We start from the raw sequence: 15,379 nt of genomic DNA on the forward strand, positions 1-15,379 counted from the left end.
AGCCTGCTGTCGGGTCGCTGGGAAGGTGAGCCAACCGAGTTTGGTCGCCTTGGCAGCGGGTACGTCCGCTCGACCGGTAGGGCGGGTGGACGGAGAGCTGCGTGGGCATTCGGCGTTGGATCGAAGAGTGGCCGGTGTACCGGCAGTTCACCGGATCGGATCCGATGGGCAAGGCGGCAGCCGTGCAGTCCCGCAGATCGGCGACGCTGCAGCCCCGGACCGCGACCGCCGACCGGGTGGTGAGTTCGGTGTGTCCTTACTGCGCGGTCGGCTGCGCGCAGCACGTCTATGTCCGCGACGAGAAGGTCGTCCACATCGAAGGCAATCCGGACAGCCCGGTCAGCCGGGGCCGGTTGTGCCCGAAGGGAGCGGCGAGCCTCCAGCTGACCACCGGTGAGGGTCGACTGCACCAGGTGCTGTATCGGCCACCGCACGCCACCGACTGGCAACCGCTCGATCTGGACACCGCCATGGAAATGGTGGTCGACCGGATCCTTGCGACCCGCGATGAGACCTGGCAGGAGGAGGTCGACGGCAAGCGCACCGCGCGCACCATGGGCATCGCCAGCCTGGGCGGGGCGACGCTGGACAACGAGGAGAACTACCTCATCAAGAAGCTGCTCACGGCGCTCGGGGTGGTGCAGATCGAGAACCAGGCGCGGGTGTGCCACAGTTCCACCGTTGTCGGGCTGGGCAGTTCGTTCGGCCGCGGCGGGGCCACCACCTTCCTGCAGGACCTTCCGCACGCGGACTGCATCGTCATCGAAGGCTCGAATTTCGCCGAGTGCCATCCGGTCGGCTTCCAATGGGTGATGGAGGCCAAGGCCCGCGGCGCGGTGGTCATCCACGTCGACCCGCGGTTCACCCGGACCAGCGCGCTGGCCGATCTGCATGTGCCGATCCGCGCCGGATCCGATATCGCCTTCCTGGGCGGCATCATCAATCATGTTCTCTCGCAGGACAAGTACTTCCGCGAGTTCGTGGTCAAATACACCAACGCCGCCACAATCGTCGACGAGAAGTACACCGACACCGACGATCTCGACGGTCTGTTCGCCGGTTTCGACGCCGAGGAGCGGCACTACGACAGCGAGGACTGGCAGTACGAGGGCATGAGCGTGGCGGCGGCCTCCGGTAAACGTGGCCACGCCAATGGTGACGTCCGGTCCAGTGGGCGCGGCGAGCAGCACGGTTCGGGTGGCGCCGCGATGGAGGGCACGCCGCAGCGCGACGAGACGCTGCAACACCCGCGCTGCGTGCTGCAGATCCTCAAGCGCCACTACGCCCGCTACACCCCCGAGATGGTGGCGCAGGTGTGCGGGATCGCCCCGGACGTGTTCGCCAGAGTCTGTGACGCGCTGACCGAGAATTCCGGGCCGGAGCGCACCAGCGAATTCGTCTACGCCGTCGGCTGGACCCAGCACAGCACCGGGTCGCAGTACATCCGCACCGCCTGCATCCTGCAGCTGTTGCTGGGCAACATGGGCCGACCCGGCGGTGGCATCCAGGCTTTACGTGGCCACGCGAGCATTCAGGGATCCAGCGACATCCCAACACTTTTCAATCTGCTACCCGGTTACCTGCCGATGCCGTACGCCGAGCACCAGCAGAGTCGCACCGAATTCATCAACGCCGACGCCGCCCGCAAGGGCTTCTGGTCGCAGATGGACTCCTACTTCGTCAGCCTGCTCAAGTCGTGGTGGGGCGATGCGGCCACTGAGGACAACGATTTCTGTTTCGACTACCTGCCGCGGCTGACTGGCTCGCACAGCACCTACGACACGGTGTTCGAGCAGATCGCCGGCCGGTGCAAGGGCTACTTCCTGCTCGGCGAGAATCCGGCGGTCGGTTCGGCGAACGCCAAGATGCAGCGATTGGGTATGGCGAACCTGGAATGGCTTGTGGTGCGCGACTTCTCGCTGATCGAGAGTGCCACCTGGTGGAAGGACGGCCCGGAGATCCAATCCGGCGAATTACGTACCGAGGATCTGGCCACCGAGGTGTTCTTCTTCCCGGCCGCCGCGCACACCGAGAAGTCGGGCAGCTTCACCAACACCAACCGGATGCTGCAGTGGCATGAGCAGGCCGTCGAGCCGGCCGGGGACGCCCGCAGCGAGCTGTGGTTCATGTACCACCTGGGCCGGATCATCCGCCAACGGCTGTTCGGCTCAACCGATCCGCGCAACCGGCCGATCCTGGACCTCACGTGGGACTATCCCACCGTCGGTGCACTGGACGAACCCGATGCCGACGCGGTGTTGGCCGAGATCAACGGCTTCGACAGCGACGGACAGCCACTGAGTGCCTACACCCAGTTGCGCAACGACGGCAGCACCCGCTGCGGGTGCTGGATCTACTGCGGGGTCCATGCCGAGGGCGTCAACCAGTCGGCGCGCCGCAAGCCCTACACCGAGCAGGACTGGATCTCACCGGAATGGGGATGGGCGTGGCCGGCCAACCGGCGACTGCTCTACAACCGCGCGTCGGCGGCACCCGACGGGACACCGTGGAGCGAGCGCAAGAAGCTGGTCTGGTGGGATGCCGATGCGGGCAAGTGGACCGGGTACGACGTGCCCGACTTCGAAGTCGACAAGTCGCCGGACTACCGTCCGCCCGAGGGTGCCAGCGGTATCGAGGCGCTGTCCGGTATCGACCCGTTCATCATGCAGGCCGACGGCAAAGCCTGGCTGTACGCGCCGGCCGGTGTGGTCGACGGGCCGTTGCCTGCGCATTACGAGCCGCAGGACTCGCCGGTGGCCAACGCGCTCTATGGTCAGCAGCGCAATCCGGTGCGATTCACGTTCCCCGACAAGCACAATCGCTACACGCCGGGGCCTGAGGATGACGGCGCGGATGTCTACCCGTATGTGGTGACGACCTACCGGCTGACGGAGCACTTCACGGCGGGCGGCATGTCGCGGTGGTCGCCCTACCTGTCGGAGCTGCAGCCGGAGATGTTTTGCGAGATATCCCCGGAACTGGCCGCCGAACGGGGACTGCACAACGGCGGCTGGGCCACCCTGGTGAGCCCGCGCGGGGTCATCGAAACCCGGGTCCTGGTGACCGACCGGATCGCACCGCTTCGGCTGGGCGACAGAGTTGTTCACCAGATCGGCCTGCCCTACCACTGGGGGCCCAACGGGATCAGCAGCGGGGATGCCGCCAACGAACTGTCGGCGATTGTGCTCGATCCCAGTTCGCACATTCAAGAGGTCAAGGCGTTCACCGCAGACATCCGTGCGGGACGGCGCCCGCGTGGTGCGGCGGCCGACGCCCTGGTGACCGACTACCAGCGGCGGGCCGGGATCACCGACCTGACCGGGACGGAGGTGTGAGCGATATGGATCTCGACAAGATGCTGACTCAGGGGGATCCGCCGGGCGACGGCGGTTACCCGGAGGAGAAACCCCGGTACGGGTTCTTCACCGACACCTCGGTGTGTATCGGGTGTAAGGCCTGTGAGGTCGCGTGCAAGGAATGGAACCACGTGCCGGACGACGGCCTGGACTTCACCGGAATGTCGTATGACAACAGCGTCGGCCTCGGTGCGGATACCTGGCGTCACGTCGCGTTCATCGAACAACGCAAACCGCTGGGCAATCAGCAGACGGCAGGCCGGGTGGACCTCGGCATGCCGGGTCTGGAAAAGCCAGGGGAGACAGCCACTTCCGAGCCCAGTGCGTTCCGATGGCTGATGTCGTCGGACGTGTGCAAACACTGCACCCATGCGGGGTGCCTGGATGTCTGTCCCACCGGCGCGCTGTTCCGCACCGAATTCGGCACCGTGGTGGTACAGGAAGACATCTGCAACGGCTGCGGCTATTGCGTATCGGCCTGCCCGTTCGGAGTGATCGATCAGCGCGCCGGTGACGGACGGGTGTGGAAGTGCACGATGTGTTACGACCGCATCGGCGACGGTCTGGAACCGGCGTGTGCGAAGACCTGCCCGACCGACTCGATCCAGTTCGGCGAGCTGTCCGTGCTGCGGGAGCGTGCGCAGGCCCGCCTCGAGCAGTTGCACACCGCCGGAGTCGCCGACGCACGGCTCTACGGCGAGGATCCCGGCGACGGAGTCGGCGGGACGGGCGCGTTCTTCCTCTTGCTCGACGAGCCGGAAGTCTATGGCTTGCCGCCGGATCCGGTGGTGCCGACGCGATCGTTGCCGGAGATGTGGCGCAACGTCGGGATCGCGGCGGTCGGCATGCTGACGGCGTTGGGTGCGACGTTCCTGGGCGGCCGGCGATGAGTCCCAGCGACGAGACGGACGTCCGCCGCGACTACACCGATCCGCCGGACCGGGAAGCGGTGACCGGGGCGGCGGGGCGAGTCCCGGGGCGGCGCAGGCGCGGTCGGCGCGGCGAGCGGGCCCTGGTGCCGGACGCGACGTTCGAATCCTATTACGGCAAACCGATTCTCAACGGACCCACCTGGTCAGCACTCGACATCGCGGGTTACCTGTTCCTCGGCGGACTTGCCGGCGGATCGTCGGTACTCGCGGCCGGGGCCGAGTTGACGGGACGCCGACGGCTGGCGATGCCCGCGAAACTCGCTGCCCTCGTGGCGATCCTGACGTCGTTGGTGGCGCTGGTCCACGATCTGGGTCGGCCCGGCCGGTTCGTCAACATGCTGCGGGTGTTCAAGCCGAGCTCGCCGATGAGCGTCGGGTCGTGGGTGCTGTCGGCCTACGGGCCGCAGGCCGGCGTCGCGGCGGCGTGCGCCGTCACCGGGTTGTTCCCACGTACCGGCCGGGTGGCGACGGTGGGCGCCGGACTGCTCGGGCCCGCGGTCGCGTCCTACACCGCCGCGCTGATCGCCGATACTGCGGTGCCGGCCTGGCATGACGGTCATCGTGAGATGCCGTTCGTGTTCGTCGGATCGGCGGCCGCGGCCGCCGGCGGGCTGGGCATGGTGGCCGCGCCGCTGCGTGAGTCGGGGCCGGCCCGGCGGGCGGTGATCATCGGCTCGGCCGTCGAACTCACCGCGTCCGAGATCATGTCACGCAGCATGGGCCTGTCCGCCGAAGCGCTGCACACCGGCACCGCCGGGCGGCTGGACAAGGCGGCCAAAGCGCTCATGCTCACCGCGGCGGTCACAGCCGCGGCCGCCGGCCACCGCTCACGAGGCGCCGCAGTGCTGGCCGGCGTCGCCGCACTGGCGGGGTCGGCGTGCACACGGTTCGCGATCTTCCATGCCGGGGTGGCCTCGGCTCACGACCCGAAGTACACCGTTGTCCCACAACGGGAACGCCTCGACCAGAAGACGCGGACCGTGTCGGCATGACCCTCTCACTTCCACGGCCCGGCATCGCGAGCCGACCCTTCCCGCCGCGCAGCCGCCCGCTGGGCGCGGCCGTGGTGGACCTGATCGCCACGACCGACCCGAAGCGGATCGGTCAGATGTACCTGGTGACCTCGTTCGGCTTCTTCATGACCGGCGGTCTGATGGCGCTGCTGATGCGCAGCGAGCTAGCGGTTCCGGGGCTGCAGTTCCTGTCCAACGAACAGTACAACCAGCTGTTCACCATTCACGGCACGATGATGCTCCTGCTGTACGCGACGCCGATCGTGTTCGGGTTCGCCAACGTGGTGCTGCCGTTGCAGATCGGCGCGCCGGATGTCGCATTTCCGCGGCTGAATGCATTGTCGTTCTGGCTGTTCGCCTTTGGCGGTCTGATCGTGCTTGCCGGCTTCATCGTTCCCGGCGGTGCCGCCGACTTCGGCTGGACGGCTTACACACCACTGAGCGACGCGATGCACTCGCCAGGGCCGGGCGGCGACCTGTGGGCGGTGGGCCTCATCGCCTCCGGGCTGGGCACGATCCTGGGCGCGGTCAACATGATCACCACAGTCGTGTGTATGCGATGCCCGGGTATGACGATGTTCCGGATGCCGATCTTCACCTGGAACATCCTGGCCACCAGCGTGCTTATCCTGCTTGCGTTTCCGCTGTTGACGGCCGCCTTGTTCGGACTTCTCGCCGACCGCCACCTGGGTGCGCACATCTACGATCCCGCCAACGGCGGTGCCGTCCTGTGGCAACACCTGTTCTGGTTCTTCGGCCATCCCGAGGTGTACATCGTGGCCTTGCCGTTCTTCGGCATCGTGACCGAGATCTTCCCGGTGTTCTCGCGCAAGCCGGTGTTCGGCTACAACGGCCTGGTGTTGGCGACGTGGGCAATCACCGTGTTATCGGTGTCGGTGTGGGCCCATCACATGTTCGCGACGGGAGCGGTTCTCCTGCCGTTCTTTTCGTTCATGACGTTCCTGATCGCGATACCGACCGGGATCAAGTTCTTCAACTGGATCGGCACGATGTGGAAGGGCCGGCTGACCTTCGAGACGCCGATGGCGTTTTCGTTGGGCTTTCTGGTGACGTTCTTGCTCGGTGGTCTGTCGGGTGTGCTGCTGGCCAGCCCGCCGCTGGACTTCCACGTGACCGACAGTTACTTCGTCGTCGCGCATTTTCACTACGTGCTGTTCGGCACGATCGTGTTCGCCACCTATGCTGGCATCTACTTCTGGTTCCCGAAGATGACCGGCCGGCTGCTCGACGAGCGCCTGGGCAAGTTGCACTTCTGGCTGACGTTCATCGGCTTTCACACCACGTTTCTGGTGCAGCACTGGCTGGGTGATGAGGGTATGCCGCGGCGCTACGCCGACTACCTGCCGTCCGACGGCTTCGAGACGCTGAACATCGTGTCGACCATCGGTGCATTCATTCTGGGTGTTTCGGTAATTCCGTTCGTGTGGAACGTGTTTCGCAGTTGGCGCTACGGTGAGGTGGTGACGGTCGACGATCCGTGGGGGTACGGTAACTCGCTGGAGTGGGCCACGTCGTGCCCGCCGCCGCGGCACAACTTCACCGAGCTGCCGCGGATCCGTTCGGAGCGACCGGCGTTCGAGCTGCACTACCCGCACATGCGCGAACGGATGCGCACGGAGTCTCACGTCGCAAAGAAGCCTGAGGAACATCCTGCCCCGGCGGATTCCGTCGGCAGTTCGGTGGGTGGCACCAAACGCTGACGGTCGGAGGGTGAGCCAATTTGCGAAAATTTGACGCCGGGGGCAGTTTTCTCGGGTGTCAGCGCGTAGCGTCTGCACCGCGACAGGCGAGAGATGGGGCTGCTACACCTGGCGTAGGCGGGCTGGCAGCTGCAGCCGCAAGCGTTGAGACAGCAGCGTCGACTTAGCCAGTCCCGCCGGCCGAGTCCTGACAGCTCATCCGGTGTTCACAACGACAGCCAGGGCCGCACCGAACACGATCGCCGGGCCTGCGATGCCGGCCAGAAACCCGAGTCCGAAACGCCGGCCGCCGGCGGTGAAGGCCAGCACGATCTTGACGAGCAGATTGGATCCGAGCGCGGCCGCGATTGCTATCAGCGCCGTGTCGACGGTGATATCACCTTTGGCGGCAAGGCTTGCCGCCGCGACCGAGCCGGCGTGGGCATCGGCAAGGCCGGCGGCGAAGGCGGCGATTATGGCGCCCTGCGGTCCGAACACGGCGGCGCCCCAACGGCCGATGAGCAGAGCGACGGTCAGGACTGCGGTCAGGATGAGAGCGGGCCGCAGCGCGAACGGTCGGGCGGTCGGCGTGGATCCGGTGGTGTCGTCCGGTGCGGGCTCGCGGCGTTGTTCGGCGGCGGCGCTTCGGTAGACGAAGAATGCGACCGCGAACAAGACGACGCCCGCTGCGGTGACCGGCAGCCACAGCCTGCGCAGCACCTCGACGTCGACGACACCGATCACCAGCAGAAGCTGCACGAACGTGGCGCCGCTGGCCACCAGCGCTCCAGCCAGCGGGGCGCGATACCCGACTGCGCCCCGGCTGGCGCGACCCATCGATGCCGTTGTCGCGCTGGCCGAGACGAACCCGCCGGCCAAGCCGGTGACGAGCAGGCCACGCTGGGGGCCCAGCGCACGAACTCCGATGTAGCCGATCCAGCCGATTCCGGTGAGCAGTACGACCAGCAGCCACACCTTTGCCGGGTTCAGGACACCGTAGGGGCCGATCGGGCGATCGGGGAGCAGCGGCAGGATGACGAACGCGACCACGAAGAACTTGATGGCGTCTTCGAGTTCGATCTCGCTGATGATCTCGCGCGCGAAGCGGTGAATGCGAGACTTCGACAACAACAACACCGTCGCGATCACGGCCAGGGCGACGGCGAGCGCGGGCTTGGTGTAGGCGAGTGCGCCGAGCAGATACGCCGCGAAAGCGGCTATCTCGGTGGTGGTCCCCGGGTCCTGCTGGCTGGTGCGCAGATATGCGAGTGCCAAAAATGCTGCGACGCACACCATTCCGGCGATGACACTCCACAGGTTGAAGCTGGCGGCCACCGCACCGACAAGTGACAGCAGGGCGAACGATCGTGAACCGGCCGGCAGTTTGCGGCTGTGGCTGCGTTCGCGCTCGAAGCCGAGCAACAGTCCGATCGCCAGCGCCACCAGGAACGGCTCGATCTGCTGAAGGTCCACTGCTCAGATCAGCTCTGCATGCCGCGCTGATCGCGACGCGCGCGGTCGTCGGTGACCGGTCCGGCCGCATCCGGGGCGACGAGGGTGAAGTAGTTCTCTTCTTCTTGCAGGAAATGCAGGCGCAGCAAGGCATGAAGTCCGTACAGGCAGGCGCGCAAGTCGTCGATCTGATCAGGCTGGACCTCTCCGACGGAGCGGGACAAGTCGAGATGATTGCCGATCCGGTCGGTCAGTCGATGGATCTCGGCGTGGGTCCTGCTCATGGTCGCGGTGGCTTCACCACTGCCCAACGGTGTGGCCAGCGCGGGATAGAGCTCGTTCTGTTCGCGGTCCTCGTGCGGCAACAGCTTCTCGGTGAGGAAGCGGTAGGCATCGGCGAGCGCGCCGATCGCTGATTCACCGGTATCGGCCGCGAGTTGATCGGCGGCATCGCGAAGCAGCGACAGCGCATCGCGCAACGCGTCGTGCTCGACATCGAATCGGCGCAGCATCTCCTCAGTATCGCGGGGCAGGCGGAGTCCGGTCGTCGGATCGCTGCGCAGCGCACGTAGTGCGTTCAGAATCACTGCGACATCAATGGCTTCCTGCAGCAGCGCTCCCAGTGCGGGCGGCAGCCAGCCGAAGGCGGCGACGCCCATCGCGAGTAACGACAAGGTCATTCCGACCACCGCGCTCTGCACCGCGATGTGCCGCGACCACCGGGCGATGTCCATCGCGTCGGCAAGCCGGTCCAATTGATCGGTGGTCAACACGATATCGGCGGCTTCCGAGGACGCGGTGGCCCCGCGCGCGCCGATCGCGACCCCGACGCTGGCAGCGGCCAGTGCGGGGGCGTCGTTGACGCCGTCGCCCACCATGACCGTCACGGCCTTCTCCCGTTCGGCGCGTACGGCGGTGACCTTGTCCGCCGGGCTCTGATCCGCGTACACCTCGTCGAGACCAAGCACAGTGGCCACTTCGCGCGCGGGCGCTGCCCGGTCCCCGGTGAGCATGACCAATCGGGTAAAGCCGGCCGCACGCAACCGCCGCATGGTTCGGGGAGCGCTGCGGCGCAGGGGATCTCGTAACAGCACCGCGCCGATCACCCGCCCGTCGACAGCCACCCATGCGATCGCGGCCGTGTCGAGGCTCGCGCGATTGACGGCCGCACGGGCCCACCCGGCGTCCGGTGCAGCGGCCGGGGGTTTGCCCACCGAAACCTGGGCACCGTCGACGGTGGCGACGACGCCTCGTCCCGGATGCTCGATCATGTTGACGGGCAACGACAGCGGGATGTTCTGCGCAAGCGCTTCGGTGACGATCGCCTCGGCCAGCACGTGGGGAGACATCTGATCGACGGATGCGGCGAGCCGCAGAACGTCCCTGCGATCGTGCCCAGGGGCAGGGAGCACGTCAACCACGACGGGACGACCTGCGGTGAGGGTGCCCGTCTTGTCCATCACTAACGTCTCTGCGTGACCGAGGTTTTCGAGTGCGCCGCCGCTGCGGACCACGACACCGTGGCGCGACGCCCGCGATAAGCCCGACACGATCGCCACCGGCGCGGCGAGCAATAGGGGACAGGGCGTCGCCACCACCAGCACCGCCACCGCCCGGGTCCACGATCCGCTGGCCAAGCCCGCGATGCCCGCCACCACCAGGGCCACCGGCAAGAAGGCCGCCGCATATCGGTCCGCCAGCCGAACAATGGGCGCACTTTCGGAGCCGGCCTGCTGTGCCAACCGCACGATGCCGGCGTAGGTGCTGTCGTCGGCAGTGGCCGTCGCGCGGATGTCGAAGGCCGTGGCGGCGTTCACCACACCACTGCGCACCGGCTCGCCGACTGCCCGCTCGACGTTCAAGGGCTCACCGGTCAGGACCGACTCGTCGAGCACCGCCGCGGCGCCCTCGATCCGTCCGTCCACCGGCACCACCTCGCCGGGCCCGACCACCAGCACGTCACCGATCGCGACGTCGGCCAGTGGGACGACAGTGACTGCGGCACCGGTCTTTCGGCGCGCGAAGCGCGGCGCACGCGTCAGCAGGGCACGCAGATCCTTCGAGGCTCGTCGTTGCGCTGCCGCGTCCAGAAAGCGGCCGGTGGACAGCATCACCGCGATCAGCGCACCGGCCAGGTATTCGCCCACCCAGAGCGTGCCCACCAGCGACAGCACCGCCAGCAGGTCGACCCCGGCGCGGCCCCGGTACAGCGAGTGGACCACCCAGGCCAGTGCAGGCACCACCGCGGACAACGTCCCGGCGATCCAACAACTGACGGCGACGTCGCGCCAGCCGGCAAGCCAGGCGATGCCGCCCAGGAGCAACGCCGCCGCCGTCACGGCCAACAGAACCGGTTCGACAAGCGGCCGCACCCGCAGCCACCACGGTGGGTTGGGCACCACACCCTCGATCACGCGCCCTCCTCGACGGTCCTGTTGTCATCGTCGTGACATTCGCATCCTGCGTTAAGAGGACAAGGTCATTTACTTTGACGCCCGGAAAAGGCCGGAAGAAGGCGTGTTCGGCGGCGATGTGTCGCGCCGCGTGGCACTCTCGCTGAGTGCCCACGCCCAACGTCACCCCCGCGGTTCTGGTCGTCGAGGATGACCACGCGCTGAGCGCGATGCTGGCCGAGTTGCTCACCGACGAGGGGTACCACGTCGATACCGCGTACGACGGGCAGCAGGGCCTGCACCGCGGCCTGACGGGCCGCTACGACGCCCTCATCGTGGATCGCGGGCTGCCGGTGATGGACGGCTCGGACCTGATCGCGCTACTGAGATCCAAGGGGGTCGCGACGCCCGCCCTGATCCTCACGGCGCGCGGCGCGGTGGAGGACCGCGTCGAAGGCCTCGATGCGGGTGCGCAGGATTACCTGGTCAAGCCCTTCGAGGTCGCCGAATTGCTGGCCCGGGTGCGGGCGCTGCTGCGGCGCATCGACAACTCCGCGACCGTCGTCGCGGCCGGCGGCTTGCGGCTGGACCGGGTGACCCGCCGGGTGACCGGTGCGGCAGTCGACCACGGTGAGGTGGAGTTGTCCGAGCGGGAAGCCTCGCTGCTCGCGACGTTGATGGCCGCACCCAAGCGGGTGTTCAGCCGGGCCCAGTTACTCGATTCGGTGTTCGAGGGCGTCGAGTCCGGCGGGGCGGTCGATCTTTACGTCCACTATCTGCGACGCAAACTCGGCAAGCAGGTGATCCGCACGGTGCACGGTGCCGGCTATCGGTTCGGGCTCGAATGACCCCCGCTGGGGATCTCGCCGTGGTGCGGCGGGCGGGCCGGATCGCCGCGATCCAGGCTTCGGTCGCCCTTGCCCTGGTGCTGCTGGTGGTCGGCGGGGTGGTGTTCACGGTGTATGTCCGTGCGCAGAATCGTCAGATCGACGCCGAATTGCAGACATTGGCCATGTCGGCCGACGACGCCAATGACCCGCCACCCGACATGGAACTTGCGTTGCGCGACAACAACGGTGCGGTGTCGACCAGTGACGGCGGGCAACCCGGTGTGGCGCTGCTGTCCGGAGGAACGGGATTCGGCGACATCCACAGCGACGGGCGCCACTACCGCGCATTGGTTGTGGATCGGCCCGAGGGTCGCGTGGTCGCGATGATGGATCTGGCCCCCTTCCACACGGGCCGCAACCGTCTGCTGATGTCGGTGGCGTTCGCCGAGTTGGCCGGCATCCTGGCATCGGTCGCGGTGGTGGTGTTGTTCACCCGCCGTTCGGTGCGTCCGCTGGCCCAGGCTCTGGCGCTGCAGCGGCGGTTTGTCGCCGACGCCTCGCACGAGTTGAGGGCTCCGCTGACCGTGCTGCACACCCGAGCCCAGCTGCTGGCAAGGCGGGCCGGCAGTGCCGACGGCGAGGCGATTCGTGCGGAGGCCGACGCCCTTGTCGCCGATACCCGGGCGCTGAGCGATATCGTCGACGACCTGCTCGCGTCGGCGACGATGACGGCCGGTGACACGCCCCGCGACCGGGTCGATCTGGCGTCGGTGGCGGCCGATGTGCAGCACAGCCTGGCGCCGTATGCCGAAGCCCTTGGCGTGACTCTGCGCTTCGAAATACCGGACGAGCCAGACTCATTCGATGTCATCGGGTCCCGCGCTGCGCTCCGTCGTGCGTTCACCGCGCTGGTGGACAATGCCCTCGGTCACGAACATTCCGGTGGCGTGGTCGAGATGCGGCTGAGCCGGCAGGGTCCGATGATCCGGGCCGAGATCGCCGATGACGGTGTCGGAATCGACGCCGACACCATGGCGACTCTGTTCACCCGCTTCGCGCGCGGCGCCGAGCACACCACCCGGGCAGGCAGGCAGTCCTATGGCATCGGGTTGGCCTTGGTGCGCGAGATCGCCCACGCCCACGGTGGAGAGGTGTCGGTCGAGTCGACACCCGGCGTGGGGTCGACCTTCACGCTGAGTCTGCCTGCCGCACAACGCGACTAGCGACTCCGGCGGCCGTCGATCGGGAGGCGATCGCCGTCGTGACGCGACAAGACGAGGTCGAGTCGTGATGCCCGCGTGGTGAGCGGCTCGCGTACTCGGATGGCGTCGCGTACATCGTTGGGCCAGAGGTAGCGCCACGCGGCGTAACTGTTGGCCATGGCGTACACATTGAAACCGGCCTCGACGAACGGCCGGAGCACGTCGGCCGGTGTGAGCAGCCGGTCCGGCCACCACTGAGGCGAAAGTTCCACCACGATCTCGGCATCGTCGCGCAGTGTGCCGATGAGGTTGCGCATTCCCGCCAGAACATCGGGCTCGGCGCCCTCCACGTCGATCTTGATCAGCCGCGCCGAGGTGATCTCCTGGAACGTCAGAATCTCCTCGAGCGGCTTGGCCTCGACCGTCGACTCGGCATGCAGGCCACGAGACGATAGCGTGGTCGTCATACCGGCGTTGTGCCGCGGACCGGTGAAGACGGTCAGCGTTCCGGTCTTTGCGGCGGCCGCCATGTTCACCTCTCGAATGCGATCCCCGTGCTCATTGACCACAACGTTGTGGTGCAGATCGCTGAACATCGTCGGGGACGCCTCGACGGCCACGACCCGGCCACCAACTCCAACCGGACCGGCCGCGAGCAGCGAGTAGTAGCCGATGTTCGCACCGACGTCGACGAAAACGTCGCCGTCGCCGAGTCTGCTTGCGATGAACCGGGTCAAGTCCGGTTCCCACTCCTGGAAGACCCAGATGTAGGTGGCAATGAGATCCGGTAGGCGGCACGTCAGCACCGCGCCGAAGCCGGTGTGTCCCGGCAACGCCAGGGCCCGGCCCAGCCGGTCATGGGCCCGAAGCACCAGAGACAGCGCCGCGAAGACGGGGACGAGCAGCGCGGCCCGTAACACCTTCTCAGCGAGGGACACTCTGTCCTTTCGGGTACTCAGTCGACGCACCACTGTGCGTAGACCACATGCTGTCGCGACGACCATCGGCTCTAGGTGTGAACGGGTCGAAACCATGCGTTACAAGCTGATGTCAGCTTCTTTGAGCCAACAAAGACGAGCAGCTCAGGCCGCGGCGGCGACGGACCGAAACTGCGAGGTATCGCCAAAACGACAGATTCTCAACCAGATTCACGACGTGATTGGCAGTCAACTCCCGTCGTCCGCCCAGCATGTTGCCAGCAGTGCCTGCGGCGGCAATCACGCGTCCACAGTGGGGGCGGGGTGAATTCTTCGAGAATTCAAAGTTTCGGGTGTGACCATTCGATTCATGGACTCAGCCGGATCATGATCGCTGCCGAGACGCGGGCCGCCGGACGTGACCTGCCCACCGCGGAAAGCCATTGGCAGCGTTGGACGATGGACATGCAGATCATCGTCACCGACCCCGACGTGCTCGGGACCGCGCGGTGCACCGTGGATTCCGAACTCGACGCCATCGAGCTGGCCGCATCGCGGTTCAACCCCGATTCGGAGATCAATGCGCTCGCAGAGCGTGGCCGGCCCACGGAGGTCAGTGAGTTACTCGCCGAATTGCTGGGTGCGGCACTCCTGGCGGCGCAGCAGACCGATGGGGACGTGGACCCGACGATCGGCGCCAGGCTCATCGAGCTCGGGTATGACCGAGACATCGCCGGCATGACTTCCGCTGTGCCCCTGGCATCGTCGATCACCCAATCGGCCGATTGGAAGATGATCGGTCTCGCCGGGCGGGTGGCCAGCGTGCCCCGTGGGGTCGTCCTCGACCTCGGCTCGACGGCCAAGGCCGTCGCCGCCGACCGCTGCGCCGCACGGGTGCACCGCGTCACCGGCGCGGGTGTGTTGGTCAATCTCGGCGGTGATATCGCCACGGCCGGGCAGGCACCCACCGAGGGCTGGCAGGTGCTCGTCTGCGACGGCGACGACGAACCGTCGGCTATGGTCGCGCTGGAGTCCGGGTGGGCGCTGGCCACCTCGAGCACCCTGCGCCGCAGCTGGCGGCGCGGCCAGCAGGCGGTGCACCACATCGTCGACCCGAAGACCGGCTGGTCCGCGGAACCGGTGTGGCGCACGGTGAGCGTCGTGGCGCGGAGTTGTCTGGCGGCCAACACGGTGAGCACCGCTGCGGTGATCCGCGGATGGCGGGCCCTCGACTGGATACGGGCGCAGCGCCTTCCCGCCCGGCTGGTAGACCGTGACCGGCTGGTGCACACCATTGGCGGGTGGCCGGCCGACGATGCGAACAGGCGGCGATGATGGGAACCCGGACGGCGACGACAACGCTGCGCTTGCACATCGATTGGACACGCTGCGACGGACGCGGACTGTGCAGCGAACTTCTGCCGGAGCTATTGGGCCGTGACGAATGGGGATACCCGAGGTCCCGTGACAACTCGCGGGAACCGTCGGTGCCGGACCGCTCGGTGAAGTACGCGCGACGCGCCGTCGCGCGCTGCCCACGGTTGGCGCTGACGCTGCTCGAGGATGACTGACCCGACGGCGACG

The 15,379-nt window shown here is 67.1% G+C and carries 11 protein-coding genes; 8 read left to right on the top strand and 3 right to left on the bottom strand.

What is annotated here, in order from left to right; genetic code table 11:
• The first annotated feature begins 164 nt into the window (after positions 1-164).
• From fdh to ctaD, 4 genes are read left to right on the top strand one after another with little or no spacing between them, the layout of a single operon-like run.
• Positions 165-3,335 (top strand): formate dehydrogenase, encoded by a 3,171-nt coding sequence (fdh, locus tag K0O64_RS11755; RefSeq protein WP_198044421.1) that lies wholly within the window; start codon positions 165-167, stop codon positions 3,333-3,335.
• 5 nt (positions 3,336-3,340) lie between these two features.
• Positions 3,341-4,246, top strand: a complete 906-nt coding sequence (locus tag K0O64_RS11760) for a 4Fe-4S dicluster domain-containing protein (protein WP_198044420.1) — start codon at positions 3,341-3,343, stop codon at positions 4,244-4,246.
• Positions 4,243-5,280: an NrfD/PsrC family molybdoenzyme membrane anchor subunit gene (gene nrfD, locus K0O64_RS11765; protein WP_071945660.1), complete on the top strand. Its 1,038-nt coding sequence runs from the start codon at positions 4,243-4,245 to the stop codon at positions 5,278-5,280. The genes K0O64_RS11760 and nrfD overlap by 4 nt, the downstream gene beginning before the upstream one ends.
• The gene (ctaD, locus tag K0O64_RS11770; RefSeq protein ID WP_071945658.1) at positions 5,277-7,022 is read left to right on the top strand and encodes an aa3-type cytochrome oxidase subunit I; all 1,746 of its coding nucleotides are present in this window, start codon (positions 5,277-5,279) and stop codon (positions 7,020-7,022) included. Before nrfD ends, ctaD begins: the two co-directional genes overlap by 4 nt.
• Before the next feature lie 195 nt (positions 7,023-7,217).
• Here the strand turns inward: ctaD and K0O64_RS11775 are convergent, their stop codons facing one another.
• Both K0O64_RS11775 and K0O64_RS11780 read right to left on the bottom strand, forming a co-directional pair.
• Positions 7,218-8,474, bottom strand: a complete 1,257-nt coding sequence (locus K0O64_RS11775) for an MgtC/SapB family protein (protein WP_071945656.1) — start codon at positions 8,472-8,474, stop codon at positions 7,218-7,220.
• 8 nt (positions 8,475-8,482) lie between these two features.
• A complete protein-coding gene (locus K0O64_RS11780; protein WP_225933693.1) occupies positions 8,483-10,867 on the bottom strand; it encodes a heavy metal translocating P-type ATPase in 2,385 nt (794 codons plus the stop codon).
• A gap of 146 nt (positions 10,868-11,013) precedes the next feature.
• Here K0O64_RS11780 and K0O64_RS11785 point away from each other — a divergent pair, with 146 nt between their 5' ends.
• Positions 11,014-11,694, top strand: a complete 681-nt coding sequence (locus K0O64_RS11785; RefSeq protein ID WP_071945654.1) for a response regulator transcription factor — start codon at positions 11,014-11,016, stop codon at positions 11,692-11,694.
• Complete coding sequence (locus tag K0O64_RS11790) at positions 11,691-12,899, top strand: sensor histidine kinase (RefSeq protein WP_225933694.1); 1,209 nt, start codon at positions 11,691-11,693, stop codon at positions 12,897-12,899. Before K0O64_RS11785 ends, K0O64_RS11790 begins: the two co-directional genes overlap by 4 nt.
• Here K0O64_RS11790 and K0O64_RS11795 read toward each other — a convergent pair.
• Positions 12,896-13,816 (bottom strand): FkbM family methyltransferase, encoded by a 921-nt coding sequence (locus K0O64_RS11795; RefSeq protein WP_198044381.1) that lies wholly within the window; start codon positions 13,814-13,816, stop codon positions 12,896-12,898. The genes K0O64_RS11790 and K0O64_RS11795 overlap by 4 nt on opposite strands.
• A gap of 366 nt (positions 13,817-14,182) precedes the next feature.
• On the opposite strand from K0O64_RS11795, the gene K0O64_RS11800 reads away from it, so the two are divergent.
• Positions 14,183-15,130: an FAD:protein FMN transferase gene (locus K0O64_RS11800; RefSeq protein WP_071945650.1), complete on the top strand. Its 948-nt coding sequence runs from the start codon at positions 14,183-14,185 to the stop codon at positions 15,128-15,130.
• Positions 15,130-15,366 (top strand): ferredoxin, encoded by a 237-nt coding sequence (locus K0O64_RS11805; protein WP_071949924.1) that lies wholly within the window; start codon positions 15,130-15,132, stop codon positions 15,364-15,366. The genes K0O64_RS11800 and K0O64_RS11805 overlap by 1 nt, the downstream gene beginning before the upstream one ends.
• Positions 15,367-15,379 lie beyond the last annotated feature (13 nt).

Origin of the sequence: Mycolicibacterium pallens (genome assembly GCF_019456675.1) — a bacterium.
In the GTDB taxonomy this organism is placed as follows: Bacteria; Actinomycetota; Actinomycetes; order Mycobacteriales; family Mycobacteriaceae; genus Mycobacterium; species Mycobacterium crocinum.